The following is a 24,699-nucleotide window of genomic DNA, read 5'->3' as shown; positions in this document are numbered from 1 at the left end:
ATTCTAGGCGCAGCAAAGGATGAAAAGCCATGTTCGAAACGCGCAGTCACGTGACCACCGTAGACCCTGTTTGGGATCGCATCACGACCGAAGCTCAGACGGCCGTCGAAATCGAGCCTTTGATGGGCGGGCTGGTGCATGCCTGTATTTTGCATCATCGCAGCCTGGAGCGGGCGCTGTCCTACCGGATTGCGGCCAAGCTGTGCTCGAACGAAATGTCGATGATGGTGCTGCGTGAGATCGTGGACGAAGCCTATGCCAACGACGCCTCGCTGATCGAGGCCGCGCGCGCGGATCTGATGGCTGTCTATGAACGCGATCCTGCTTGCCACCGTCTGTTGCAGCCAATCCTGTACTTCAAAGGGTATCAGGCCATGCAAGCCTATCGCGTGGGGCACTGGTTGTGGCGCAAAGGGCGGCATGATCTGGCATATTTCTTCCAGATGCGTTCGTCCGAGATTTTCGGGATCGATATTCACCCAGCGGCAAAGATCGGCAAGGGGATCATGATCGACCACGCGCATTCCATCGTGATCGGTGAAACGGCCGTTGTCGGGGACAACGTCTCGATGTTGCATTCGGTGACTCTTGGCGGGACCGGAAAAGAAGAAGAAAAACGGCACCCCACAATTGGCGACGGTGTCCTGATCGGCGCGGGTGCCAAGGTTCTGGGGAATATCTTAGTCGGCCATTGCAGTCGCATCGCTGCGGGTTCCGTGGTGCTGCAGGAAGTTCCTGCGTGTAAAACCGTGGCCGGGATTCCGGCGAAGATTGTCGGAGAGGCCGGGTGTGATCAGCCGTCGATCTCGATGGACCACATGCTGGGCAAAGACCAGTAACTCAAGTCAGTTCAAGCGATTGTTCTTTTCGATCAATCGCTTGCGACGCCGTTCTTCGCGCCTCATTTTCCGCTCTTTTTTCCGTTTGGCGCGCTCGGCTTCACGCTTGGCGGTTTCGACCGGGTCGGAGCTGAAGGCGGAATGTTCACCCAAATAGCTGTTGGGCTTTGCATAGACTCCAGTTGGTACAGCGATCGCAATGGCCGCGACCAGCAAGAGTTTTGTCGAATGGTCGGAGAACATGGCGCGCCTGTGTTTGAAGTTCCTCAACAAACAAGGTGGGTAACTGCGTGTGATTGCGCAACAAATGCGGTGATCACAAACGCTCACGTCACAGTTGTGAACCGGGTGGGCCGCGCTGGTGAATATCAGCGCGGCCCGTTTAATTTCAGGCCAGCATGACCATCGGGTTTTCCAGATTGTCCACGATGGCCTTGAGCAGTTCAGCCCCCAGGGCACCGTCGATGACCCGGTGATCGACCGACATGGTGACGGACATCACGGTCGCTACAGCCAGCTCTCCGTCATCTCCGACGATCGGTTTTTTGACACCTGTTCCAACCGCGAGGATGCCCGCATGCGGCGGGTTCACGATGGCATCGAAATTGTCGATGCCGAACATGCCGAGGTTCGAGACCGCGAACGTACCCCCCTGATATTCATGCGGGGCCAGCTTGCGCTCACGCGCGCGACCGGCGAGGTCCTTCATCTCGGCCGAGAGCGCGGACAGCGACTTGGTGTCGGCGTCCTGCAAGACCGGAGTGAACAGACCGCCTTCGATCGCAACCGCGACCGCTACGTCCGAGGGTTTCAATTGCAGAACCCGGTCACCGGCCCAGACAGCGTTGCAGGCGGGAACCTGTTGCAGCGCGTTGGCGACGGCCTTGATGATGAAGTCGTTGACGCTCAGCTTTACGCCACGGCCTTCCAGCTGCTTGTTCAGCTGGCTGCGGAACTTGAGCAACGCGTCCAGCTTGATATCGCGGCGCAGGTAGAAATGCGGGATCGTCTGCTTGGCTTCGGACAGGCGGGCAGCAATGGTCTTGCGCATCCCGTCGAGCTTGATCTCTTCGTAGTCGCGACCTTCGTACATCCGGGCAACAGCATCCGCGGACGGACCGGCCGGAGCTGCGGCGGCTGCCGGTGCAGCAGCGGCGGGTGCAGATGCGGCAGCCGGAGCCGGGGCAGTTGCAGTTGCGCCTTCGACATCTGCTCTAACGATCCGCCCATGTGGGCCAGAGCCAGTGATTTGCGTCAGGTCCAGACCTTTTTGGGCTGCAATGCGACGGGCCAACGGTGACGCAAAGATGCGACCGCCATCCGCCTTGGCCGGAGCAGCCGGGGCAAGGGCGGGCGCCTCGGACGCCGCTGGCGCGGCAACCTCGTTGCCCGCGGCGGCTGCGGGTGCAGCCGTGGGTGTTGCCGCTGGCGTGGCCGCGATGTCACTGGCGCTCTCGCCCTCTTCCAGCAGGACCGCGATCGCGGTGTTGACTTTGACCCCTTCGGTGCCTTCGGGGATCAGGATCTTGCCGATTGTGCCTTCGTCGACGGCCTCGAATTCCATCGTAGCTTTGTCGGTTTCAATCTCGGCCAGCAGGTCGCCGGACGAGACGGTGTCGCCTTCCTTGACCAGCCACTTGGCAAGGGTGCCTTCCTCCATGGTCGGTGACAGGGCGGGCATCAGAATTTCCGTGGGCATCTGTCTGTTGCTCCTTACCGGTAGGTCACTTGTTTGACGGCTGCGATCACCTCTTCGGTTGTGATCAGCGCCAGTTTTTCCAGGTTCGCGGCGTATGGCATCGGAACATCCTTGCCGGTGCAGTTGATGACCGGCGCGTCGAGGTAATCGAACGCCTCTTGCATCACCACGGATGAGATGTAGCCGCCAACCGAGCCTTGCGGCCAGCCTTCTTCGACGGTCACCAGACGGTTGGTCTTCATCACCGAGTTGATGATCGCGCCGGTGTCCATTGGCCGGATGGTACGCAGATCGATCACTTCGGCGCTGATGCCTTCCTCGGCCAGTTTATCAGCGGCTTCCAGCGCGTATTGCATGCCGATGCCAAAGCTGACGATGGTGACGTCCGAGCCTTCGCGCCAGATACGCGCCTTGCCCAGCGGAACGGTCAGATCATCCACCTGCGGCATGTCAAAAGAACGACCGTAAAGGATTTCGTTTTCCAGGAACACGACCGGGTTGGGATCGCGGATCGCTGATTTCAACAGACCTTTGGCGTCAGCCGCCGAATAAGGCATCACAACTTTCAGGCCGGGCACTTGCATATACCACGCAGCGTAGTCCTGGCTGTGCTGCGCACCGACGCGAGCAGCGGCACCGTTGGGGCCACGGAATACGATGGGGCAACCCATCTGGCCACCGGACATGTACAGCGTCTTGGCTGCCGAGTTGATGATCTGGTCAATCGCCTGCATGGCGAAGTTGAAGGTCATGAACTCGACAATCGGTTTCAGACCGGCCATGGCGGAGCCGACGGCAATACCGGCAAACCCGTGTTCGGTGATTGGCGTATCGATCACGCGCTTGCTGCCGAACTCGTCCAGCATGCCTTGGCTGATTTTGTAGGCGCCCTGATATTCTGCGACTTCTTCGCCCATCAGGTAAACGTCTTCGTCACCTCGCATTTCTTCGGCCATCGCGTCGCGCAGCGCTTCACGCACGGTCTGCTGGACCATTGATGCATCCGCCGGCCAGTCAGGGGACAGATCCACCTTAGGTGCCGCGGGTGCAGGTGTAGCGGAGGCGGGGGCTTCTGCTGCCACGGGGGCAGCCTCGGCCACCGCCGCGCCTGCGGGTGCAGCCGCCGGGATGGCCGAGGCGTCTTCGCCTTCTTCAATCAGCACTGCGATGGGGGTGTTGACCTTGACCCCTTCGGTGCCTTCCGCGATCAGGATCTTGCCGACGATGCCTTCATCGACGGCTTCGAACTCCATTGTCGCTTTATCCGTTTCGATCTCGGCCATGATGTCGCCGCTGGATACGGTGTCGCCTTCCTTGATCAGCCATTTGGCCAATGTGCCCTCTTCCATTGTGGGCGAAAGGGCGGGCATGAGAATTTCGGTTGCCATGTCTTAATCGTCCTCTCAGGCGTAAATGTCGTTCCAGAGCTCTTCGACGGAAGGCTCGGGGCTTTCTTTCGAGAATTCGGCGGCTTGATTGACGATCTCTTTGATCTCTTTGTCGATCGCCTTCAGATCATCCTCGGTCGCGTGTTTGCCGGTCAGCAGCAGCTCGCGCACATGTTCGATCGGGTCGCTTTGCTCACGAACCTTTTGAACTTCTTCGCGGGTTCGGTACTTGGCCGGATCAGACATCGAGTGGCCGCGGTAGCGGTAGGTCTTGATCTCAAGAATATAGGGGCCTTTGCCCGCACGGCAGTGCGCGACAGCCTTTTCCCCAGCGGCTTTGACAGCCAGTACATCCATGCCGTTGACGATCTCACCGGGGATGCCAAACGCTTCGCCGCGGTGGTAGATATCCTTGGTCGAGGTCGAGCGCGCCTGCGCCGTACCCATGGCGTATTGGTTGTTCTCGATCACGAACACTACGGGCAGGTCCCAAAGTGCGGCCATGTTGAACGTCTCATAGACTTGGCCTTGGTTCGCCGCACCGTCACCGAAATAGGTGAAGGTTACACGGCCATTGCCCTTGTACTTGTCGGCAAATGCCAGACCCGCACCCAGCGGAACCTGTGCGCCAACGATGCCGTGGCCGCCATAGAAATGCTTCTCTTTCGAGAACATGTGCATTGAGCCGCCCTTGCCTTTGGACAGACCACCAATGCGACCGGTCAGCTCGGCCATCACGCCACCCGGATCCATGCCGCAAGCCAGCATGTGACCGTGGTCGCGGTAAGAGGTAATACGCTTGTCACCTTCTTCGGTCGCAGCCTCAAGGCCGACAACAACGGCCTCTTGGCCGATATAGAGGTGGCAGAAACCGCCAATCAGACCCATGCCATAGAGCTGACCGGCCTTTTCTTCGAATCGGCGGATCAGCAGCATTTCACGGTAATATTCGGTAAGTTCTTCCGCAGAAACGTTTGGTTTCTTTGTGGTTTTTCGCGCAGCCATGTTGGCGATCGCCCCCTCTCGGCAAGATAGTTTAGCGTTAAACTATTTCATAAAGCATTTCCTGCTTTCTGGCGAGTGGAAATGTGACGCAGCGTAGGGACAACCGGGGGGCGCCTAGATACATGGACTGGCATGCAAAAATCGCAGGATTTGTCGACGAAAACCCGGCCGCCGGGTCAGCGGATGACGATCTCATCCGAGCGGATCATGCCCAGCACCGACCGCGCCTGCTGATCCAGAAGATCCAGATCCAGGTAATTGTCCGACAGGCGGCGCGTCAGGTTTTCCATTTCCGTGATTTCGGCGTCAAGTTTGGCAAGGTCGCGCGACAGTGCGTCCCGTTCCGCTGCAATCTCGACCCGTCGGAACAGGCCATAGTCGCCCTGCACGGCGGCGAAGGTGAAATAAACACCCAGCGTTAAAGCCACCATGAAGAATACAACTGAGCCCAAACCGGGCCGATGGGAACGGGACACTCTGTTTACCGCCGTATGAAATCTGCCTCAAAAACGTGCCCTTTTCGGGCATCTGCTTGCACTATGTCACAGGTGATTCGGCTTGTGAATCCCTCGATTCGCAATTTTTGATGATCAGCAGAAAAAATATGTTCGCATGATGAATTTGTCTGGCGTGAAATGCGGTTATTGCCAGGCCTCCAGCGCCTGGTTGCGCTGCAGGGTTTGTTCTTCCATGCAGGCCCAATAGAACATGGGAGCCGCGCTACCGTCGCTGTCCAGCTCGGGGTCACAGGTCGCGTCACGACGTTTCAGCCAGGCGCGTTGCTCGGTCAGCAGGGCTTGGCCATCACCACGCGTGTCCGATAAGGGTTTGATCTCTGACCAAAGGCGGTTCAACTCTTGATCTGCAACTTCCCATTTCTCTTTGGCGCAAAAATTGAGATCGAGCTGTGTGTGCCCGTTGCAGTGGGATTGCGCATATGTCGTGACGGGCAGCAGGGTGGTGGCAAGGACGGCAACAGCTTTCATGGTGCATCTCCCGGTTTGACGAAGAGAGTACCATGAATGCCGACTGCCAGACAGATAGGGGTTACTGATCCAGTGCCGCAACACCGGGCAGCGTTTTGCCTTCCATCCATTCCAGGAAGGCACCCCCTGCAGTCGAGATGTATGAAAAGTCCTTGGCTGCACCGGACGCATTCAGCGCAGCGACCGTGTCACCACCGCCTGCGACCGACACAAGCTGTCCGGACCGTGTCAGCTCAGCCGCTTTCAGGGCTGCTGCGTTGGTGGCAGCATCGAATGGTTCAATTTCGAATGCGCCCAGCGGGCCGTTCCAGATGAGCGTCTGGCTCTTGTCGAAAATCGCGGTGATTTCCGCAACGGTTTCCGGACCAGCGTCAAGGATCATGCTGTCTTCGGGGCATTGATCAGCTGGTAGAACCTGATTGGGGGCGTGGGCTTCGAACTTTTCGGCGACCACGACGTCGCGGGGCAGGACAATCTGGCAGCCGGTTGTCTCGGCCTTGGTCAGAATCTCAGCGGCGGTGTCTTTCATCGCCGTTTCAGCCAGCGATTTGCCGACGTTTACGCCTTGGGCAACGAGGAAAGTGTTCGCCATGCCACCGCCGATAATCAGGTAATCCACCTTTTCGATCAGGTTGCCCAGCAGGTCCAGCTTGGTCGACACCTTGGCACCGCCTACGACAGCAGTGACGGGACGCTTAGGGGCCCCCAAAGCTGCTTCCAGCGCGCTCAGCTCTTGCTGCATCAGACGGCCAGCACAGGCGGGCAGAAGGCGGGCCAGCGCCTCGGTCGAGCTATGCGCGCGGTGCGCGGCCGAGAAGGCATCGTTGCAGTACACATCGCCCATCTTTGCCATGCCAGCAGCCAATTCAGGGCTGTTCTTTGTTTCTGCCGCGTGAAAGCGCGTGTTTTCCAGCAGGAGCACCTCGCCAGCACCCAGGTTTGCCGCAGCGGTTTCCGCCTCGATTCCGACGCAGTCATCGCCGAACCGAACCTTGGTGCCAAAGGCTGTCTCTAATGTCGGAACAAGCTGCTTCAGCGACAGGTTCTGGCGGCGCTCTCCGCCCGGACGTCCGAAATGCGCCAGCAGGATGGGCTTGCCGCCAGCGGCCAAGATGTCCTTAACGGTCGGCACGATGCGCTCGATACGGGTGGCGTCGGTCACGACCCCGTCGACCACCGGCACGTTGATATCCACGCGCACCAACACGCGTTTGCCGTTCAGGTCCATGTCGTCCAGTGTTTTCCAGCCCATCGCGCAATCCTCGACAAATGTGAAAGTGACTTAGGCGGTTCTTTTCCTGCATTTTGCCCTCAGGTCAATGCGTCACTTGGCATTCGCGCGCCCTGCGCATAGGTATTTGCGCAAGATAAAACGACAGGAGGGCCTCATGGCCGAGATCAAGGATCCCGAAAACACAATCATCGTCGAACTCAAAGGCGGCAATGTCGTCATTGAGCTGCTGCCTGACGTGGCACCGCAGCACAGCGCCCGCATGAAAGAACTGGCGCGCAATGGCGAATATGACAACGTGGCCTTTCACCGTGTGATCGACGGGTTCATGGCGCAAACCGGCGACGTGCAACATGGCGACATGGAAGACGGGTTCAACCTGCGCATGGCGGGCACCGGCGGATCGTCTCTGCCCAACGTTCCGGCCGAGTTCTCGAAGCTGCCCCATGATCGTGGCACTTTGGGTGCGGCCCGCTCGCAGAACCCGGATTCGGCGAACTCGCAGTTCTTCATCAACTTCGGCGACAACCATTTCCTGAACGGCCAGTACACTGTTTATGGCCGTGTCATCGACGGAATGGAGCATGTGGACGCTATCGTACGAGGCGAGCCACCAGCGAGCCCTGATCGGATGATCAGTGTCAAGGTGGCGGCTGATGTATAAGCTGGCTGCCGCTTTTGCCTTGTTGGCCAGCCCTGCGCTGGCCACGGGTCTTGAGGTCGAGATCGAAGGTGAGGGGGCCAATGGCACTGTTACCATCGACCTGTTCGATGATATTGCTCCGAAACATGTTGAGCAGATCGCTGCGCTGGCCAATGAAGGCAAATACGATGGCGTGGTATTTCACCGTGTGATCGATGGCTTCATGGCGCAGACCGGCGACGTGGAACATGGCCGTTTGGGTGGCGACATGCGCCGCGCCGGCACAGGCGGTTCCGACCGTGCAGACCTTCCGGCCGAGTTTTCAGATTTTGAATTCGACCGTGGCGTGGTTGGCATGGCGCGGGCGCAAGACCCCAACAGCGCCAACTCACAGTTCTTTATCATGTTCGAACCGGGCCCGTTCTTGAACGGCCAGTACACGGTTGTTGGTCAGGTGACCGACGGCATGGACGTGGTTGACGCGATCAAACGCGGTGAGGGCCAGAACGGTGCCATTATCGGCCAGCCGGACGTGATGAAAAAAGTCACCGTCACCGAATAATCCTAGAACCCGGCGCTGGCACCAGCGCCGGGTTTTTCGTCATTGGTCGATGAAGCCTCTGATCGCTTGCGTGTATGCATCCGGGTCTTGAAACGACGCAAAGTGACTAACGTCTTTCAAAATCAGAAGATCAGCATCAGGGATCGCCTCGGCAATCGCTTGCGAGTGTTCGGTCAGGATGGCCTCGTCATGTTCGCTCTGCACGACCAGAGTGGGCACGGTCACCGATTGCAGCCCCTCAAGCCCGCCGGGCTTTTCCGTGGCCCACATGGCCGCGACACCGCCCAAAAACGCATCAAACCCGTCCGGGGTGGGGGACATAGCGACATAGTCCCCGGCCATCATTCCGACGTAAGAACCGAAGACTTCGTTGGTTTCTACTGAAGGATCGATCCCATCCAGCGTGACATTGCCCGCATGGGCGAAATGGCTGGCCAGACGGTCAGGCGCCGTGGTCGAAATCGTGTAGCCAATGTTGGCACCATCCGACCACCCAACCAGATGCACCTGTTCGACATTCAGATGATCCAGCAGCGCCAGATAGTCCTGCGCCAGCAATTCATAGCTGTAGGTGCTGCCGTCATTGGTTGACCGGCCATGCCCTCGGGTATCTGCCACAATCACGCTGTGGTCGCTGGCCAGATCAGCCACTTGTGCTGCCCAGATATCGCCATGCGCAAGACCGCCATGGATCAACAGGACGGGAGTGCCCTCTGCCGATCCATAGGTGGCGTAATACATGTCGATGCCATTCACGCTGGCGGTACCACTGGACGCGGCCTCGGGCATATCGGGCGTTTCGGGGATTGTCAGCCAGGCATCCTGTGCCAGTCCCGCTGTCGCGGTCAACGTTATCGCAGTGACCATCAGTGTTCGAAGCATGTCTACCTCCCTGGTTTCGCGTCGTCTCGTCAGGGATGATAGCTTAGGGAGAGGAAAGCGGGGGAAAAAATCCCCCGCTTGGCCTTTAGTCGTCTGTTGTCATCGTCTTCCAGATTAGGGCACCGATTGCGCCACCGATCAGGGGTGCGACCCAGAATAGCCAGAGCTGCCCAAGAGCAGGCGCGTCCGCGAACAAAGCAACCCCTGTGGACCGGGCCGGGTTGACGGATGTGTTGGTCACCGGGATCGAGATCAGGTGGATCAATGTCAATCCAAGTCCGATGGCGATGGGGCCGAACCCGGCAGGAGCGCCGCTGGAAGTGGCACCCAGGATGATGATGATGAAGAAAGCAGTCATGACGATCTCGATCACCAGAGCGGACATCAGTGAATAACCCTCGGGTGATGCCTCACCATATCCGTTCGAGGCAAACCCACCCACGCTTTCAAAGCCGGGCGCGCCGCTGACGATCAGATACAAGACAGCAGCCGCAGCAATTGCGCCGACAACCTGAGCGATCCAATAGGGGATAAGGTCCTTCGCCGGAAACCGCCCCCCGATCATCAACCCAAGGCTGACTGCTGGGTTGAAATGGCCGCCCGAGATATGCCCAACGGCATAGGCCATTGTCAGAACGGTGAGGCCGAAGGCAAAGGCAACGCCCAGCCAGCCGATGCCCACATCGGCGACCCCGGCGGCCAGAACGGCGCTGCCGCAACCGCCCAGAACCAACCAGAACGTACCGAAGAACTCGGCCATGAGTTTTGATGACATGAAAAATCCTCCTGAAAACACTAATTTAAGACTAATTCGAAAATGATGTTTTGTGAAATGTTTGGATAAGGGGAAATTTCACTGGCAGTGGTCAGGAGTGAGGCGGTGGGAGCCTATACACGCCTAACCCCAGGTAACCGGGTCCAGTCGGAACAGTTTGGCAAGTTGGTCATAGACCTCTGGTGCCTCGGATTTGAGGTCGCGGGGTTTTTCAAAGAATACCTCGACGGAAACGGCAAAGAACTCTTCATGGCCGGTCGCGCCATAGGCGTCGATTACCGTGTGCCGCCCGCTTTCGACGGCGCGGACAAGGGTGTCATAGGCAGTCAGAAAGACACGCTCCCATTCGACAAAGCTTTGTCCGTCGCTCAGGATCGGAACACCGTTGGTTCCCCCAGACAGGTCGTCGATTTGGTGGGCGAACTCATGCAGTACGACGTTCTGCCCGTCATGATCATTAAGCGCGCCAAGTTTGCTGTGGGTCCAGGAGAGAATAACCGGTCCCCGGTCCCAGCTTTCACCGGTGCGCACGATCTCTTTCTCGCTGACGACGTATCCTTCCTGTCGGCGCTGCCGAGACTTAAAAGCGTTCGGGTAGATCAGGATCGTTGTCAGGTTATCATACCAAAGATCGCTGTTCACAATGAGCAAGCAGGCCTGCGCGGCGATGGCCAGTTCCATCTCCTCGGTTACGTCCAGCCCGTCGCAACCAAAGAAACGAACCTGATCCAGAAACAGATTCACCTTGCCGTCCAGTTTGACACGCAGGTCAAGGGGCAGGCGGCGAATCAGAGGCACTTGCTGTTCGATGAGGATGCGTTGGTGGTCTGTCAGGGGCGTGGACAAAAGCTGTTGGCGCGCCCGGGACTTGGACCAGTAGCGATACAAGAGAAAACCGGCGATAAGCGCCAAGGCAGTGAAAAAGAACAACATAGAGGTCACTATAAGGACGCGCCGGGCGGTTGGAACCGGAAATCCCAATCGCCCCCGTCAAATGGAAAACGCCGCAGGTTTCCCCGCGGCGTTTGAAGCTTTGGAAGGTGGTCCGCGCTACTGCTTGACCTCGGCCGCCGGGTTGGCACCCGCCTTGCCGTTGCGGCCCGGGTTCAGAGGGTCGTCCTGACGCTGAACCGATCCTTCGAAATGCGCGCCGCTTTCGATCGCGATGGTCTTGTGGATGATGTCGCCTTCGACACGTGCGGACGAGGTCAGGCGTACCTTCAAACCACGGACACGGCCGACGATGCGGCCGTTGATCACGACGTCATCGGCAGTGACTTCGCCTTTGATGGTCGCGGTCTCACCGATTGTCAGCAGATGCGCACGGATGTCGCCTTCGACAGTGCCTTCGACCTGGATATCGCCCGAGGTCTTCAGGTTGCCAGTGATGTGCAGGTCCGAAGACAGAACCGATGCCGGTGGCTTGGGCTTGGGCGCGGTGCTGGCCTTGTTTTCTGCCGGTGCAGGGGCCGCCGGTGTCGCCGGTGCAGCGGGTTTTGCCGCCTCGGGTGCAGTGGACGAGGGCTCGTTGATTTTGCTCTTAGAAAACATTTCTCGCAGCCTTGATGTAAGTCATTGGGTTAACAGGTTTTCCGTTCACGCGAACCTCATAGTGCAGATGCGTGCCGGTTGACCGTCCGGTGCTACCCATATCAGCAATATGATCCCCGCGCGAGACCCTTTGACCAACCTTCACGCGTATCTTCGTGTTATGGGCATAAAGTGTCTCAATTCCGAACGCGTGCTTGATTTTCACCAGCCGTCCAAACCCGGACTGCCAGCCGGCATGGCTGACCACACCGTCGGCGGTGGCAAAAATGTCGGTGCCATGGGCACCGGCGAAATCGGCGCCGTTATGCATGCGGCGACCACCTGTCTTGGGGTCGCGGCGCGTCCCGTAACCGCTCGTGAATCGCACGACGGAATTGACGGGGCTTGCAAACGGCGCTTTCTCTGCTGCAATTCGATACAGGTTCAACTGATCCATCTGTTGCAACAGAGTATTTGCGCGGATCTCGTCGGGGGTCAGTTCCTCACCGCGCGTGCTAAAAGAAATAGGGGTTAGGGGCCCGCCCATGCCGCTATAGCCGCGGCGGACTTCTTCGATGATGCGGTCGGTGGGCATGCCGGCCTGGCGGAACATCTTGTCCAGTGGTTCGACCGAGATCACCATCGCCTCTTCCAACTGGCGGAAAATCTCGTCGCTGCGTTCCTGCATCAGCCGGATTTCCAGCTCAAGATCGTCACGCTGTTCCAGCGCGTCCTTGGCATTGGCGGCAATCTGGTCGCGTTCCTCGGCGGTGCGGGACAGCGCCTCGGTCATAAAGTTCATCTGCTCGGGGTTGGCGACGGCGGCCATGTAAATGTCGCCCTCGCCCGCTTCCTGCTGAAGCGTGACCAGTTCTGTACGTGCTTCTTCGCGCTGTTTCATGGTGGCGCGCAGCGTGGTCTGGATAACTTCGATCCCGGTCTCAAGTTCGCGGCGGCGGTTTTCCGACGCGAGCAGTTCCGACTGCATGGCCGAAATCTGATCGAGCGCTGCGTTGAACCGGTCCTGTGCGGCCAGGGCCTCCTGCGCACGCACGTCTCGCTCTGCGGACATGATGTTCAGGCGTTCCTGATAGGTTGCCTGATCGCGCTTGGCCTGTTCCCGGAAGTTGCCCGATCCGATGCTGTCCATCAGAAGGATCGCAGTCGCAACGGCTGTCCAACCCACGAACAGTGCAACGCCAGCAACGGCGACAACTTGCGTTTCCGAGCTTAGCCGAATGAAACGCGTATCATTGTCTGATTTAAGAAAGACACGGCGTTCGGGAAAATGCCGCTCAAACAGTGAGTGTAATTTGATTGCCAGACGTGTTCTCACGCGTCTCACCTCTCCATCCCCATGATCGGGAGCGGTCGTGAGTGATAGCCGTCCCTTGGGCGAAGTGCATAAAGCGGCATTTTGTTTTGGGCAAGTTTGTTAACTTACCGACCTTGCGTTACTGGTTTTTGCCGCCGATTCTAGGCGAGAATTTGCCGATATCGTCAACTTAAGCCCGTTATTGCGTCTGTCCCGGCAATGGCAAGTCCTCCGTCAGAGGCCAATAGAAATCCGGCGGCAGCCCAGCCTCGGCCCGTTTTTCTTCGTTAAACGGGGGCTTCAGGACGCCATGGAAATACTGGCGCACCAATTGATGAAACACATCCTTGGGGTCGGCATTTTCACGCCCGCACAGGAAATGGAACCATTTTGAACCATAAGCCACATGGCCCACTTCTTCGGCATAGATGACCTCGAGCGCGGCAACTGCCTGCTCGGCTTTGGCCTTGCGGAATATGTCGATCATGCCGGGTGTCACGTCCAACCCGCGCGCCTCAAGCACCATAGGGACAACCGCCAGCCGTCCCATCAGGTCTTCGGTGGTGTCTTCAGCGGCCCGCCACATCCCGGCATGTGCGGGTAGGGCGCCGTAGTGGCTGCCCATGCTTTCCAGACAGTCGCAGACCATCTCAAAATGCCGCGATTCTTCTTCGGCGCATTTGACCCAGTCATCGTAGAACCCGATCGGCATCGGCACGTGGCCAAATCGCGCGATGATGTCCCAATGCAGGTCGACGGCGTTCAGCTCGATATGCGCAACTGCGTGAAGCAGGGCGATACGCCCGGCCTCGGTTCCGGGCTTGCGCTTTGGAACCTCACGCGGCGATAGCAGCTCGGGCTTTTCCGGGCGGGCAGGGCTCAGCGGCGGCGTTGCGGTCCCGACCTCAATCTCAGGCGCCTCGCCCTTGCGCGATGCGAACCAGGTGGCAGCGTGGCGTTTGGACAGGGCAGTTTTTTCCCGCCCATCCGCTGTTGTCAGGACTTCGGTCGCCATCTGAGTCAGTGTTTTGGACACCGCGTGTCTCCGCTGATTGAGGTGGACGGCTCTTAAACCGGATGGCGGCCGTGGTCGAGAGGGTTACAGGGCGCGCACAGCCTCTAGCACCTCGTCCACATGGCCGGGGACTTTGACCTTGCGCCAGACGTTGGCGATCTTGCCCTCGCCGTCGATCAGGAAGGTCGAGCGCTGAATTCCCATGGATTTCTTGCCGTACAAGTTCTTTTCAACCCAGACGCCATAGTCCTCGCAGACCGAAGACCCTTCATCCGACAAAAGCGGAGTCGTCAGGCTGTGCTTGGCGACAAATTTATCGTGCTTGGCGACGCTGTCGCGCGAGATGCCGAAAACTTGAGCCCCCGCATCGGCAAAGGCCTGAAGTTGTTCCGAGAAACCGATGGATTCCTTGGTGCAGCCCGGCGTATCATCGCGGGGATAGAAAAAAAGAACGACGGCACCGCTGCGCAGGTCCGAAAGGGTCACTTCGCCGCCGCCGTCGCGGGGTAATGTGAAATCAGGGGCGATGTCTGTCACGTCGGGCATTGGAAACTCCGCTAAAGGATTTTAAGTGCTGCCCGGCATAATAGGGCGACGCGAGCGGGTTGAAAGACTTGGATAAAAAATTGGCTCAGCACGAAGACGCAAGTGGCGACCGGCCCGAGATGCCTGTCCGCCGCCGGTCACGCCGTCGTATCGCCGCGCGCTGGAGCATTGGAACCTTGTTTTTAATGTGCCTGCTGGTCGGAGCGGGCTGGTTCTTTCTGATCGGAAAACAGCTGCACGCGCCGGAATGGGTAACCAAGAAGGTAGAAGCGCGTCTTGAACGCAGCCTTGGCGGTTTGAAATTCACCTTTGGGGACGCCAGCTTTATCGTCAATGATAAGTGGCGCCCGCGAATCCGGTTAACGGATGTGACCATCAGCGATGCAGCGGGTCATCAGATCGCTCAGATATCGGATTTGCGGACACGCCTGTCGATGCGCGAATTGCTGCGCGGCAAGATCAGACCGCGGCGGATCACTATGCTGGGCGCGCAGATTGCTTTGACCCGTGGTGAGGACGGTGCGCTGTCGCTAACGGTTGGGTCGGGCAGTGCCCCGGTGCAAAAGGCTCCGACGCTGGCACAGCTGATCGAGGAATCGGATGATGTGTTCCTGTCCCCGTTTCTGTCAGGTTTGCGGGCGGTCGATCTGGAATCGCTGACGCTGGATTATCAGGATCTGCGGTTGGGGCGGGCCTGGGTGTTTGACGGCGGGCATATTGCGATCATCCGGGACGGTGACGAAATGCGACTGGCGACCGGTTTCTCGGTGTTGACCGGGCGCGATTATGCCAGCACGATCGAGGCGAACTATACCAGCGTGCTTGGTACCCCTCAGGCGAGTTTTGGGGTTTCGATCACCGATCTTCCCTCGGAAGACATTGCCACCCAAAGCGTTGCACTGGCTTGGTTGCAGGTGCTCAATGCTCCGATTTCAGGCGCGTTACGCGGCAGCGTCGATGGGCAGGCCGCGCTGGGTCCGCTTTTTGCGACGTTGAATCTGGGCGAGGGTGTCCTGCAGCCCAGACCCGAGACGCGCCCGATCGGATTCGAATCCGCGCGCGCCTATTTCACCTATGACCCCGCGCGTCATGTTCTGGAATTCAACGAGGCCTCGGTCGTGTCCGATGTGGGGGCCGTGCAGGCCGAAGGCAAAGCCTTTTTGAACGGGGTCGAAAACGGTGTTCTTGACAGCCTGACGTCACAGCTGACCCTGAACAGTATCGATATCTACCCCGGTGGTCTGTTCCCGGAATCGCTGGAAACGGCGCGGGCGGACGTGGATTTTCAACTCAAGCTGGCTCCGTTCGAGCTGCAGCTGGGGCAGTTAACTATCACCGATGCGCTGCACGAATTGCACGCAACGGGCAGGTTGATCGGCCAGCCCGACGGCTGGGATGCCGCCTTTGATGCGCAACTGGACCAGATGGGGTCAGAGAACCTGTTGCGATACTGGCCCGAAAGGCTGGCGCCGAACCCGCGGAAATGGGTGTCGGAAAACCTGTTCGAAGGTCAGTTTTCGGATGTGGAATTTTCACTGCGCTTGCATCCGGGCAGTAAGCCGGACCTCTATCTGGGCCTTGGGTTCGATGAGGCCAAGATCAGGTTTGCCAAGACCTTGCCGCTGATCCAGGACGGGCAGGGCCGGCTTAGTCTTTTGAAAGACCGCTTTACCGTCACGGCTGAAAAAGGGGTTGTCATCGCCGATCAGGGTGGCGCGGTGGATGCCTCGGGAACCTCGTTCATCATCCCGGATACAACTGCCAAGGGCGGAACACCGGCGATTGCTCGGATCGAGGCGCGCGGCAGCGTCGAGGCCGCCCTGTCGCTGCTGGACCGACCACCACTAAGCCTGATGTCTAAAGCCAACTTGCCGGTCGATCTGGCGGCTGGTGACGTAAGCTTGTCAGGCACATTGTCATTGCCGCTGAAAAAGGGGCTTAAGTTTCACGACACCGAATTCCATTACACCGGTGAAATCGACAATGTGCAAAGCGACAAGCTTGTACCTGACTATTCGGTCAGCGCTGACCTTTTGAACCTGTCCGGCAATCAGACCGAGGTGAAGATTGACGGCTACGGCTTATTCGGCCAAGTGCCGATGCAAGTCGCGTGGCGTCAGCCCATTGGTGGAGACGGGCCTCAACGCAGCGAACTGACGGGCCAGATCGAGCTGTCGCCGTTGCTGATGAACGAGCTGAAGGTGCCGCTGCCGCCGGACATGCTGACTGGAAAAGGCACGGCAGATATCACCGTTGGAATCGGCGCGGATGAACCCGTCACACTCTCTGCGACCTCGGACCTCGCCGGGGTCGGAATGGCGATTCCTGAACTTGGCTGGCGCAAAGGGACGGGGGCGACCGGAAAGATGACACTGGACGCCACGCTGGGTGAAAAGCCCAAAGTGGATGATCTGACGCTTGATGTCGCGGGGCTGCGCACTAAAGCCTCGATCTTCTTCCGGGACGGGGGTGCCTTTGACCGGATACGGTTCAGTTCGTTTGATCTGGGCAACTGGCTGGCGGTGCCGGCCGAACTGATCAACACCGGCGGACCTGTCCCCAATATTGTCGTTCAGGGCGGTGTCATGAATCTGGGCCGCGCAACCTTTGGCGCGGGCGGTGGCGGAGGAGGAGGGTCAGGCCCCGGTCCAAGGATCGATGTTCTGTTGGACCGCCTGCAGGTGACCGAAGACATTGCACTAACAGGCTTCCGGGGCGCGTTTCAAACCACAGGCGGGGTGAACGGCTCCTTTACGGCCAACGTAAACGGCGGCACGGCGGTCAGCGGCCAAGTGAGCCCGCGCGACAGCGGCAGCGCCGTGAACATAAAGTCGAAAGACGCGGGGGCCGTCCTGCGGTCAGCTGGTGTGATCACCCAGGCGCGTGGCGGCAGTTTGGATCTGCAACTGGAACCGGTCAGCGCGCCGGGGAATTATGATGTGATCCTCAAGATATTAAACACACGCATTACCGATGCACCGGCAATGGCCGCACTGTTAGACGCGATCAGCCTTGTTGGACTTTTGGACGAGATGACCGGGCAGGGGATTTTTTTCTCGACTATCGATAGCCGCATGCGGATCACGCCGACTGAAATCAAAGTTCTCAGCGGCAGTGCCGTTGGCCCGTCCATCGGCTTGTCCTTTGACGGCACGATCGACACGGTTGCGGGCATGCTGAACCTGCGTGGCGCGATCTCTCCGATCTATCTGGTGAACGCGATCGGAAGTGTTTTCACAAAAAAAGGCGAGGGGGTCATCGGGTTCAACTACAGCCTGACCGGGCCGCTTACGAAGCCAAAGGTTTCCGTAAATCCGCTGTCTGGCCTTGCGCCACTGTTCCTACGCAATTTGCTGCGCGCACCGGCCCCGACTGTATCAGATGGTCCCAACGCGCTGCCGAGAAAGCCGGATGAGCCCAAAAAGACCTTTGGCTCTCCACCACGGGACAATTGACCCGGATGGGCTGTTGCTGATTCCGATGCGGAATTGTATGGCGCGGCTATGAAACTCAGCGATTTTGACTTCCATCTGCCCGAAGACCGGATTGCCACACGTCCCGCCAGCCCGCGCTCATCCGCGCGCCTGTTGGTGGCCGAAGGTGACGCGATCTCGGATGCGCATGTTTTTGATCTACCCGACTGGTTGCAGCCGGGTGACAGATTGGTGCTAAACGACACGCGCGTCATCCCCGCGCGTCTGAACGGAAAGCGCCATCGCGACAGTGCACAAGGACCGGTGTCTGCCGCAATCGAGGCCACATTGCTGGACCCGCAGGCTGATGGCACATGGGCAGCCCTGATCAAACCGCTGAAGAAAGTGAAGCAGGGCGAAGACATTCAGTTCTCGGATCAACTGAGCGCCACGCTGGAGCGGGTTGAGGACGGGCAAGCCTATCTGCGGTTCAATCTGTCGGGCGATGATTTTGATGCTGCTCTGGAACAGGCCGGTGCAATGCCTCTACCGCCCTACATCGCCGCCAAGCGGCCTGCGGATGAGCAGGACAAGACGGATTACCAGACAATCTGGGCCCGCAATTCCGGTGCAGTTGCCGCCCCGACGGCGTCGCTGCATTTTGATGAGGCGTTGATGCGGGCGCTGGGCGCGCGCGGTGTCGCAGTCACTCATGTCACGCTGCATGTGGGCGCGGGAACGTTTCTGCCGGTCAAGGTTGAGGACGTGACGACCCACAAGATGCACGCCGAATGGGGCAGTGTCAGCGCCGTCGCCGCGCAAGAAATCCGCGAGACCAAAGCCGCAGGTGGCAGGGTCATCCCGGTGGGCACCACCGCGCTGCGTCTGATCGAAAGCGCCAGCCGATCGGGCCAGATCGAACCATGGGAAGGCGAGACCGATATCTTCATATATCCCGGCTTTCAGTTCCACGTGACCGACGCGTTGATGACCAATTTCCACCTGCCGAAATCCACCTTGTTGATGCTGGTTTCGGCCCTGATGGGGCAGGAACGCATGCGGAAGGTGTACGCGCATGCGATTGAACAGAATTACCGGTTCTTCTCTTACGGGGATGCGTCGCTTTTGATCCCGTAAGGGACGTGTTGTCGGGATCGAATCTTTTCAATGTCGTAGACAAGCATGACCAAAGCCGTTTTTGATTGCAAAACGGTGTCACAGTCTAGGTCGAAATTTTTCGGAGGCCCCAATGATTCAGGTCCTTTCCAGCGCATGGGCGCTATTGCTTGGTATGGGCCTGTTGATGGTCGGAAACGGCCTTCAGGGGACAATTCTGGGTGTCCGGGGCGAGATCGAGGGGTTTTCGACCCTTCAGATGTCATTCGTGATGTCGGCCTATTTCGTCGGTTTCCTGGGTGGATCACGCCTTGCACCCGAAATGATTCGACGTGTCGGACATGTGCGGGTCTTCGCGGCGCTGGCATCGTTCATTTCTGCCGTGATGATCATGTATCCGTTGATGACCGACCCGGTTATCTGGATTCTGGGTCGTGTCGTGATCGGGTTCTGTTTTTCCGGAGTGTACGTTACTGCGGAAAGCTGGCTCAACAATGCAGCCAGCAACGAAAATCGCGGCCAGGCACTGTCTCTTTACATGATCTTCCAGATGACAGGCATCATCAGCGCACAAGGATTGGTTCTGTTGGGCGACCCGGCCGGGTTCGACACCTTTGTAATCGCCTCCATTCTGGTTTCGGTCTCTTTTGCGCCCATTCTCTTGTCGATCTCACCGACACCTGCGTTTGACACAACCAAACCGATGACTTTGCGCGAATTGTTCGGATATTCGCCATTGGGCTGTGTTGGCATGTTTCTTCTGGGCGGCGTTTTCTCTGCACAGTTCGGGATGGCGTCGGTATACGGTGCCCGCGCGGGTCTGACGCTGGTCGAGATTTCGACTTTTATTGCCGCATTCTATATCGGTGCTCTGGTCTTGCAGTATCCATTGGGATGGATGTCCGACCGCATGGATCGCCGTTTCCTGATTATGCTTGTTGCAGGGGTCGGCAGCTGCGCGGCAGTTGTGGGCTTGGTGTTCGGTGTGACGTTTCCAATCCTGCTGGGCGCGGCCTTTGTGATCGGCGGTATGTCGAACCCGCTTTACTCATTGCTGATTGCGCACGCGAATGACTTTCTGGAACACGAAGACATGGCCGCAGCGTCAGGGGGTCTCTTGTTTATCAACGGCATGGGGGCCATTGCTGGCCCGTTGATCACCGGTTGGCTCATGGGGGATGCGGTCTTTGGTCCTCCGGGCTTTTTCCTTTTCATCGCAATCCTGCTGGTCGTTATGGCGGGCTATGCGCTCTACCGTATGACCCAGCGCGCGGCGATCCCGGTCGACGAAACAGGCACCATGTCGCCGCTCTATCCAACGGCGTCCCCGGTTGTAATGGAATTGGCGCAGGAAGTGGCCATTGAGGCCGCAGAAGCCGAGCAGGAAACGCAAGATGTTGCCTAGAACACGACTTTATGTCGCAAGTGTTGCAATAATTTACTGTTACAATTCTGTAAAACACACTTAAATGAATTTAAGTCCCTTGGGGGGGAAACACGACGGAGTTAAGGGCATGGCAAGTCCTGAAGATGTATTGAGTTTTTGGTTAGATGAGGTTGGTCCCAAGGGTTGGTATCTGCAGGATGATGCATTGGATGCAGAAATCCGCGACAGGTTCCTGAACACATGGGAGGCTGCGAGTGAAGGCAAGTTCTCTCTTTGGCTGACCTATCCCAGCGGTGCATTGGCGTACATCATCCTGATGGATCAGTTTCCACGCAACATGTTCCGAGGAAGCGCTGAGGCCTTCGCCTCAGACCGCGCAGCGTTGTCAGCAGCGAAATGTGCGGTGGACAAAGGGTGGGATATGAAGATCGACGAACCGGCCCGCCAGTTCTTTTATCTTCCATTGATGCATTCGGAAAACCTATGTGACCAGGAACGCTGTGTGCGCCTGATGTGTCAAAACATGACCGATGGCGACGACGGCAACCTGTTGCACGCAAGGGCGCATCGCGAAGTGATCCGCAAGTTCGGTCGGTTCCCATACCGCAACGACGCTCTCTCGCGCCCAATGACCGAGCACGAGGCCGCCTATGTCGACATGGGCGGATACGGCGCGACTGTGCGCGAGCTGCAGACAGCCGGCTAGGACGCCGGCACGCAGCCTCGGATTGCAATGATCCGGTCGGCAACAATGTCGGCCGAATTTTCAATTGCAGTGTTGATTAACTGGTCCGGGGCCTCGGTCAGCTCGGCTATTCTCGCCTGCGCAGCTTGCAGGCTATTCTCCAAACCATTCAACTTTTCCAAAGCCTCAGACAGTTTTCGGGCGGTCGCACTATCAGCAACTGGTCCGCTAAGCTGAAGGGATGACAGGTCGCTGCGCAATGCCGTCAGTTCACCGCGTATCCCTTGAACGTCTTCCTTCAGGGGCGCTACGATCTGGACCTTCTCGGCAAACTTGACGGTGATGTCGTCAACAGTCGAAGCCAGCTTCCATCCCAGAAACAGGCATAGTGCAATCAGGATAAGCGTTGCATTCAGCACGGCAAGCAACAGATCTTTAAGCGTTTTGGCCATGGTAAGCCTTTCGAATGACTTGGGTTTCACAAAGTCCGGACAGGCCCGGTGCGTATCTTCTAGCCATAGGTTCACGCGCGGTATAGGCTGAAAACAGCGCATACCGCGCCAGTTTACCCTGCGTCTGTTTTGTCGCGGGAGCAATATGTTGATGCATTCAGGAGATTAGTTTAATGGTAAACTAATTTCTGAATCGACCTGCGCCGAGAGGGAAACATGGCAGCACAATCTTTTGATCTGATCGTAATTGGCGCCGGTCCCGGTGGCTACGTGGCTGCTATCCGTGCGGCTCAGCTGGGCCTGAATACCGCCGTGGTCGAACGCGAGCATTTGGGCGGTATCTGTCTGAACTGGGGCTGTATCCCGACCAAGGCGCTGCTGCGAACGTCCGAAGTGTTCCATCTGATGGAGCGGGCCAAGGATTTCGGCCTGAGCGCTGACAAGATTGGCTTTGATCTGGATGCGGTCGTCAAGCGTTCGCGCGGCGTTGCGGCGCAGCTGTCGGGCGGCATTGGCCATCTGTTGAAAAAGAACAAAGTGACCGTTGTCATGGGCGCGGCAACGATCCCTGCAAAAGGCAAGGTCACCGTCAAAACCGACAAGGGTACCGAGGAACTGACCGCCAAGAACATCGTTCTGGCCACCGGTGCGCGGGCGCGGGAACTGCCCGGATTGGAAGCGGATGGCGATCTGGTCTGGACCTACAAGCACGCGCTCCAACCGCCACGGATGCCAAAAAAGCTGTTGGTGATCGGGTCTGGCGCAATCGGAATCGAATTTGCCAGCTTCTATAATACCTTGGGCGCAGACACGACCGTGGTCGAGGTTATGGACCGGGTCCTGCCGGTCGAGGACGCCGAAATTAGCGTGCTGGCCAAGAAAGCCTTTACCAAACAGGGCATGACCATCATGGAAAAGGCGATGGTCAAGCAACTGGACCGCGCCAAAGGTAAGGTCACCGCGCATATTGAGGTTAAGGGCAAGGTTGAAAAGCACGACTTTGACACCGTGATCTCGGCAGTCGGGATTGTCGGTAACGTCGAAAATCTTGGGCTCGAGGCCTTGGGCGTTAAGATTGACCGTACCCATGTCGTCACGGATGAATTCTGCCGCACTGGCGTTGATGGTCTTTATGCCATCGGTGACATCGCAGGCGCGCCCTGGTTGGCGCACAAAGCCAGCCATGAAGGTGTCATGGTCGCGGAATTGATTGCCGGTAAACACGCGCATCCAGTGAAGCCAGAAAGCATCGCCGGCTGCACCTATTGTCAGCCTCAGGTCGCATCGGTGGGGTACACCGAAGCCAAGGCGAAAGAGCTTGGCTATGACATCAAGGTCGGCAAGTTCCCGTTCATTGGCAACGGCAAAGCCATCGCGCTGGGTGAACCCGAGGGCCTGATCAAAACGATTTTCGACGCCAAGACAGGTGAACTACTGGGCGCACACATGATCGGCGCGGAAGTTACTGAGTTGATTCAAGGCTACGTAGTGGGACGGCAATTGGAGACCACCGAGGAAGACCTGATGAACACTGTCTTCCCACACCCGACTCTGTCGGAAATGATGCACGAAAGCGTGTTGGATGCCTACGGGCGCGTGATCCACATGTAAGAATAGGGGCTCTGCCCCCGCCGCCCGTGCCGGGCGTCTCCCCCGGGATATTTAAAGGCCAGATGAATGAAGGATCCTTACTTCATCTGGCTAAAAATATCCCGGAGCACGAGGCTGAGCCTCGCAAGTATCTTATTTATTCAATGCGTCCAGTATGCGCGCCCACGAACGAATGCCCTTGTGGAAACTTTTCACGTCATACTTTTCGTTCGGTGAGTGGATGGCGTCGTCGTCATTGGCATAGCCGACCAGCATCGAGTCCAATCCCAGAACCGAATCAAAATAGCCAACCACCGGGATCGAACCGCCCATGCCGGTAAAGACAGCTTCGCGGTTCCATTCATCTGATAATGCGCCGCGCGCGGCCTCGAATTCGGGGCGGTCAAGGTTCATCACCGATGCCGGAGCACCTTCGAGGTCGTTGTCCCAGACAACTTTCGCGTCGGGCGACAGGCGATCTTCGACATGTTTACGGACCTTGTCGCGCAGGGCATCGGGGTCCATGTCGCCGACTAGCCGGCAGGTGATCTTGCAATGTGCTTCGGACGGGATCACGGTTTTTGATCCCGCGCCGTTGTAGCCACCCCACAAACCGTTCACTTCCAGCGTTGGACGCGCCCATTGCTGTTCCAATGTGGAATAGCCCTTTTCACCATGCGGTTGCGAGTAACCGACAGAGTTCAGGTATTCCGCCTCATCAAAACCGCAATTTTCCCATTGGCGGAGTTGCTCTGCGGGCACTTCGTGTACACCTTCGTAAAACCCGTCAACGGCCACGCGACCGGTTTCGTCGTCGTAGAACGAGGCGACGATTTTTGACAGCTCACGCAGCGGGTTCAGGCCCGGGCCACCGTAATGACCGGAATGCAGATCGATGCGCGGACCGACGATGGTGAACTCATCCTTGAGCATGCCGCGCAGTTGCGAGGCGATGGATGGCACGCCGCGTGAAACCATTGAGGTGTCGCAAACCAGCGCAAGATCCGCTTTCAACTCGTCCTTGTTGGCTTCGAGGAACGGTACCAATGAAGGTGATCCGGATTCCTCTTCTCCTTCGAAGAAGAACGTGATGCGGCAGGGTAGGGTGCCGTGGATCGCTTTCCATGCGCGGCAGGCCTCAACAAAGGTCATCAACTGGCCTTTGTCATCCGACGAGCCGCGACCGCGGATCACCTGTCTGTTTTCGGTTTCTTCTAGTGCTGGATCAAACGGGTCGCGATTCCAAAGCTCCAGCGGATCAACAGGTTGCACGTCATAGTGGCCGTAAAACAGAACGTGCGGGCCGTCGTTGTCCTCGCCCACATGGCCAACGACCATCGGATGGCCGGGGGTTTCGCGTTTTTCGGCCGTAATGCCTATGCTTTGCAGGTCGGCGACCAGCCAGTCGGCGGCCTGATCGACCTGCTCTTTATAGGCCGGGTCGGTTGAGATCGACGGGATGCGCAGAAATTCCATCAATCGGTCGATGGACGTGGACAGATCGGTGTCGATCCTGCTCAGAACAGCGTCTAGCGACATGAGCTTCTCCTGAATGGCGTGAACTGCTGCGGAACCTAACAGCACCGGCGGCGCCGTCCAGTGCGTATCGGCAGGATTTGCAGTATGCTGTCGGAAACAGA

At 58.1% G+C, this 24,699-nt stretch carries 24 protein-coding genes; 8 read left to right on the top strand and 16 right to left on the bottom strand.

Annotated features, from left to right (window positions below; genetic code table 11):
• Positions 1 to 29: 29 nt before the first annotated feature.
• A complete protein-coding gene (cysE, locus tag AC2FIS_RS15800; protein WP_108860363.1) occupies positions 30 to 839 on the top strand; it encodes a serine O-acetyltransferase in 810 nt (269 codons plus the stop codon).
• Positions 840 to 845: 6 nt separating this feature from the next.
• Here the strand turns inward: cysE and AC2FIS_RS15795 are convergent, their stop codons facing one another.
• The 7 genes from AC2FIS_RS15795 to AC2FIS_RS15765 all read right to left on the bottom strand — a co-directional run bounded on the left by AC2FIS_RS15795 (position 846) and on the right by AC2FIS_RS15765 (position 7,169).
• A complete protein-coding gene (locus tag AC2FIS_RS15795; protein ID WP_496774281.1) occupies positions 846 to 1,082 on the bottom strand; it encodes a hypothetical protein in 237 nt (78 codons plus the stop codon).
• Between the two features lie 145 nt (positions 1,083 to 1,227).
• Complete coding sequence (locus tag AC2FIS_RS15790; RefSeq protein WP_496774279.1) at positions 1,228 to 2,538, bottom strand: pyruvate dehydrogenase complex dihydrolipoamide acetyltransferase; 1,311 nt, start codon at positions 2,536 to 2,538, stop codon at positions 1,228 to 1,230.
• 14 nt (positions 2,539 to 2,552) lie between these two features.
• Positions 2,553 to 3,926 carry a pyruvate dehydrogenase complex E1 component subunit beta gene (locus tag AC2FIS_RS15785; protein ID WP_496774277.1) on the bottom strand — a complete coding sequence of 458 codons (1,374 nt, stop codon included), beginning with the start codon at positions 3,924 to 3,926 and terminating at the stop codon, positions 2,553 to 2,555.
• A gap of 15 nt (positions 3,927 to 3,941) precedes the next feature.
• A complete protein-coding gene (pdhA, locus tag AC2FIS_RS15780; protein ID WP_496774275.1) occupies positions 3,942 to 4,931 on the bottom strand; it encodes a pyruvate dehydrogenase (acetyl-transferring) E1 component subunit alpha in 990 nt (329 codons plus the stop codon).
• Between the two features lie 176 nt (positions 4,932 to 5,107).
• Positions 5,108 to 5,407, bottom strand: a complete 300-nt coding sequence (locus tag AC2FIS_RS15775; RefSeq protein WP_496774273.1) for an FtsB family cell division protein — start codon at positions 5,405 to 5,407, stop codon at positions 5,108 to 5,110.
• A gap of 165 nt (positions 5,408 to 5,572) precedes the next feature.
• Complete coding sequence (locus AC2FIS_RS15770) at positions 5,573 to 5,917, bottom strand: lysozyme inhibitor LprI family protein (protein WP_496774270.1); 345 nt, start codon at positions 5,915 to 5,917, stop codon at positions 5,573 to 5,575.
• A gap of 61 nt (positions 5,918 to 5,978) precedes the next feature.
• Positions 5,979 to 7,169, bottom strand: a complete 1,191-nt coding sequence (locus AC2FIS_RS15765) for a phosphoglycerate kinase (protein ID WP_496754399.1) — start codon at positions 7,167 to 7,169, stop codon at positions 5,979 to 5,981.
• 136 nt (positions 7,170 to 7,305) lie between these two features.
• On the opposite strand from AC2FIS_RS15765, the gene AC2FIS_RS15760 reads away from it, so the two are divergent.
• Together AC2FIS_RS15760 and AC2FIS_RS15755 are read left to right on the top strand one after the other, a co-directional pair.
• Positions 7,306 to 7,812, top strand: coding sequence for a peptidylprolyl isomerase (locus tag AC2FIS_RS15760; protein WP_108860369.1), 507 nt, complete (start codon positions 7,306 to 7,308; stop codon positions 7,810 to 7,812).
• Positions 7,805 to 8,353, top strand: a complete 549-nt coding sequence (locus AC2FIS_RS15755; protein ID WP_109311395.1) for a peptidylprolyl isomerase — start codon at positions 7,805 to 7,807, stop codon at positions 8,351 to 8,353. The genes AC2FIS_RS15760 and AC2FIS_RS15755 overlap by 8 nt, the downstream gene beginning before the upstream one ends.
• A gap of 39 nt (positions 8,354 to 8,392) precedes the next feature.
• Here AC2FIS_RS15755 and AC2FIS_RS15750 read toward each other — a convergent pair whose 3' ends face one another.
• The 7 genes from AC2FIS_RS15750 to AC2FIS_RS15720 all read right to left on the bottom strand — a co-directional run bounded on the left by AC2FIS_RS15750 (position 8,393) and on the right by AC2FIS_RS15720 (position 14,416).
• Positions 8,393 to 9,235: an alpha/beta fold hydrolase gene (locus AC2FIS_RS15750; RefSeq protein WP_496774268.1), complete on the bottom strand. Its 843-nt coding sequence runs from the start codon at positions 9,233 to 9,235 to the stop codon at positions 8,393 to 8,395.
• Positions 9,236 to 9,320: 85 nt separating this feature from the next.
• A complete protein-coding gene (aqpZ, locus tag AC2FIS_RS15745; RefSeq protein ID WP_282151478.1) occupies positions 9,321 to 10,010 on the bottom strand; it encodes an aquaporin Z in 690 nt (229 codons plus the stop codon).
• A gap of 123 nt (positions 10,011 to 10,133) precedes the next feature.
• The gene (locus AC2FIS_RS15740) at positions 10,134 to 10,943 is read right to left on the bottom strand and encodes a M90 family metallopeptidase (protein WP_496774265.1); all 810 of its coding nucleotides are present in this window, start codon (positions 10,941 to 10,943) and stop codon (positions 10,134 to 10,136) included.
• A gap of 117 nt (positions 10,944 to 11,060) precedes the next feature.
• Positions 11,061 to 11,561: a bactofilin family protein gene (locus AC2FIS_RS15735; protein WP_113789478.1), complete on the bottom strand. Its 501-nt coding sequence runs from the start codon at positions 11,559 to 11,561 to the stop codon at positions 11,061 to 11,063.
• On the bottom strand, positions 11,551 to 12,876 hold the full coding sequence (locus AC2FIS_RS15730) for a DUF5930 domain-containing protein (RefSeq protein WP_496774263.1): 1,326 nt from the start codon (positions 12,874 to 12,876) through the stop codon (positions 11,551 to 11,553). Before AC2FIS_RS15730 ends, AC2FIS_RS15735 begins: the two co-directional genes overlap by 11 nt.
• Before the next feature lie 178 nt (positions 12,877 to 13,054).
• Positions 13,055 to 13,870, bottom strand: coding sequence for a ferritin-like domain-containing protein (locus AC2FIS_RS15725; RefSeq protein WP_496774405.1), 816 nt, complete (start codon positions 13,868 to 13,870; stop codon positions 13,055 to 13,057).
• Positions 13,871 to 13,954: 84 nt separating this feature from the next.
• Positions 13,955 to 14,416, bottom strand: coding sequence for a peroxiredoxin (locus tag AC2FIS_RS15720; protein ID WP_496774261.1), 462 nt, complete (start codon positions 14,414 to 14,416; stop codon positions 13,955 to 13,957).
• Between the two features lie 68 nt (positions 14,417 to 14,484).
• On the opposite strand from AC2FIS_RS15720, the gene AC2FIS_RS15715 reads away from it, so the two are divergent.
• The 4 genes from AC2FIS_RS15715 (at position 14,485) to AC2FIS_RS15700 (ending at position 21,038) form a co-directional block, all read left to right on the top strand.
• Positions 14,485 to 17,871, top strand: a complete 3,387-nt coding sequence (locus tag AC2FIS_RS15715; protein WP_496774259.1) for a YhdP family protein — start codon at positions 14,485 to 14,487, stop codon at positions 17,869 to 17,871.
• Between the two features lie 48 nt (positions 17,872 to 17,919).
• Entirely contained in the window at positions 17,920 to 18,966 is a 1,047-nt protein-coding gene (gene queA, locus AC2FIS_RS15710) for a tRNA preQ1(34) S-adenosylmethionine ribosyltransferase-isomerase QueA (protein WP_496774257.1), read from the top strand.
• A 112-nt stretch (positions 18,967 to 19,078) separates the two neighbouring features.
• Complete coding sequence (locus AC2FIS_RS15705) at positions 19,079 to 20,350, top strand: MFS transporter (protein ID WP_058273985.1); 1,272 nt, start codon at positions 19,079 to 19,081, stop codon at positions 20,348 to 20,350.
• A 109-nt stretch (positions 20,351 to 20,459) separates the two neighbouring features.
• Positions 20,460 to 21,038: a DUF924 family protein gene (locus tag AC2FIS_RS15700; protein WP_496774255.1), complete on the top strand. Its 579-nt coding sequence runs from the start codon at positions 20,460 to 20,462 to the stop codon at positions 21,036 to 21,038.
• On the opposite strand, the gene AC2FIS_RS15695 is transcribed toward AC2FIS_RS15700, so the two are convergent.
• Entirely contained in the window at positions 21,035 to 21,469 is a 435-nt protein-coding gene (locus tag AC2FIS_RS15695; protein ID WP_496774254.1) for a hypothetical protein, read from the bottom strand. The two genes, AC2FIS_RS15700 and AC2FIS_RS15695, sit on opposite strands and share 4 nt — an antisense overlap.
• Before the next feature lie 216 nt (positions 21,470 to 21,685).
• Between AC2FIS_RS15695 and lpdA the strand changes: the two genes are divergently transcribed.
• Entirely contained in the window at positions 21,686 to 23,080 is a 1,395-nt protein-coding gene (gene lpdA / locus AC2FIS_RS15690; protein ID WP_496774252.1) for a dihydrolipoyl dehydrogenase, read from the top strand.
• Between the two features lie 132 nt (positions 23,081 to 23,212).
• Here lpdA and AC2FIS_RS15685 read toward each other — a convergent pair whose 3' ends face one another.
• Complete coding sequence (locus tag AC2FIS_RS15685) at positions 23,213 to 24,598, bottom strand: dipeptidase (RefSeq protein ID WP_496774251.1); 1,386 nt, start codon at positions 24,596 to 24,598, stop codon at positions 23,213 to 23,215.
• Between the last annotated feature and the right edge of the window lie 101 nt (positions 24,599 to 24,699).

This window comes from Ruegeria sp. CDSB113 (genome assembly GCF_059611045.1).
The sequence above is the reverse complement of the archived record's forward strand: the minus strand, read 5'-3'. Positions and strand labels throughout refer to the sequence as shown.

Excerpts from the sequence above, each read along its gene's own strand:
- cysE (WP_108860363.1), top strand. The coding sequence starts at position 30 with ATGTTCGAAACGCGCAGTCACGTGACCACCGTAGACCCTGTTTGGGAT.
- AC2FIS_RS15795 (WP_496774281.1), bottom strand. The coding sequence starts at position 1,082 with ATGTTCTCCGACCATTCGACAAAACTCTTGCTGGTCGCGGCCATTGCG.
- AC2FIS_RS15790 (WP_496774279.1), bottom strand. The coding sequence starts at position 2,538 with ATGCCCACGGAAATTCTGATGCCCGCCCTGTCACCGACCATGGAGGAA.
- AC2FIS_RS15785 (WP_496774277.1), bottom strand. The coding sequence starts at position 3,926 with ATGGCAACCGAAATTCTCATGCCCGCCCTTTCGCCCACAATGGAAGAG.
- pdhA (WP_496774275.1), bottom strand. The coding sequence starts at position 4,931 with ATGGCTGCGCGAAAAACCACAAAGAAACCAAACGTTTCTGCGGAAGAA.
- AC2FIS_RS15770 (WP_496774270.1), bottom strand. The coding sequence starts at position 5,917 with ATGAAAGCTGTTGCCGTCCTTGCCACCACCCTGCTGCCCGTCACGACA.
- AC2FIS_RS15765 (WP_496754399.1), bottom strand. The coding sequence starts at position 7,169 with ATGGGCTGGAAAACACTGGACGACATGGACCTGAACGGCAAACGCGTG.
- AC2FIS_RS15760 (WP_108860369.1), top strand. The coding sequence starts at position 7,306 with ATGGCCGAGATCAAGGATCCCGAAAACACAATCATCGTCGAACTCAAA.
- AC2FIS_RS15755 (WP_109311395.1), top strand. The coding sequence starts at position 7,805 with ATGTATAAGCTGGCTGCCGCTTTTGCCTTGTTGGCCAGCCCTGCGCTG.
- AC2FIS_RS15750 (WP_496774268.1), bottom strand. The coding sequence starts at position 9,235 with ATGCTTCGAACACTGATGGTCACTGCGATAACGTTGACCGCGACAGCG.
- aqpZ (WP_282151478.1), bottom strand. The coding sequence starts at position 10,010 with ATGTCATCAAAACTCATGGCCGAGTTCTTCGGTACGTTCTGGTTGGTT.
- AC2FIS_RS15740 (WP_496774265.1), bottom strand. The coding sequence starts at position 10,943 with ATGTTGTTCTTTTTCACTGCCTTGGCGCTTATCGCCGGTTTTCTCTTG.
- AC2FIS_RS15735 (WP_113789478.1), bottom strand. The coding sequence starts at position 11,561 with ATGTTTTCTAAGAGCAAAATCAACGAGCCCTCGTCCACTGCACCCGAG.
- AC2FIS_RS15725 (WP_496774405.1), bottom strand. The coding sequence starts at position 13,870 with ATGGCGACCGAAGTCCTGACAACAGCGGATGGGCGGGAAAAAACTGCC.
- AC2FIS_RS15720 (WP_496774261.1), bottom strand. The coding sequence starts at position 14,416 with ATGCCCGACGTGACAGACATCGCCCCTGATTTCACATTACCCCGCGAC.
- queA (WP_496774257.1), top strand. The coding sequence starts at position 17,920 with ATGAAACTCAGCGATTTTGACTTCCATCTGCCCGAAGACCGGATTGCC.
- AC2FIS_RS15705 (WP_058273985.1), top strand. The coding sequence starts at position 19,079 with ATGATTCAGGTCCTTTCCAGCGCATGGGCGCTATTGCTTGGTATGGGC.
- AC2FIS_RS15700 (WP_496774255.1), top strand. The coding sequence starts at position 20,460 with ATGGCAAGTCCTGAAGATGTATTGAGTTTTTGGTTAGATGAGGTTGGT.
- AC2FIS_RS15695 (WP_496774254.1), bottom strand. The coding sequence starts at position 21,469 with ATGGCCAAAACGCTTAAAGATCTGTTGCTTGCCGTGCTGAATGCAACG.
- lpdA (WP_496774252.1), top strand. The coding sequence starts at position 21,686 with ATGGCAGCACAATCTTTTGATCTGATCGTAATTGGCGCCGGTCCCGGT.
- AC2FIS_RS15685 (WP_496774251.1), bottom strand. The coding sequence starts at position 24,598 with ATGTCGCTAGACGCTGTTCTGAGCAGGATCGACACCGATCTGTCCACG.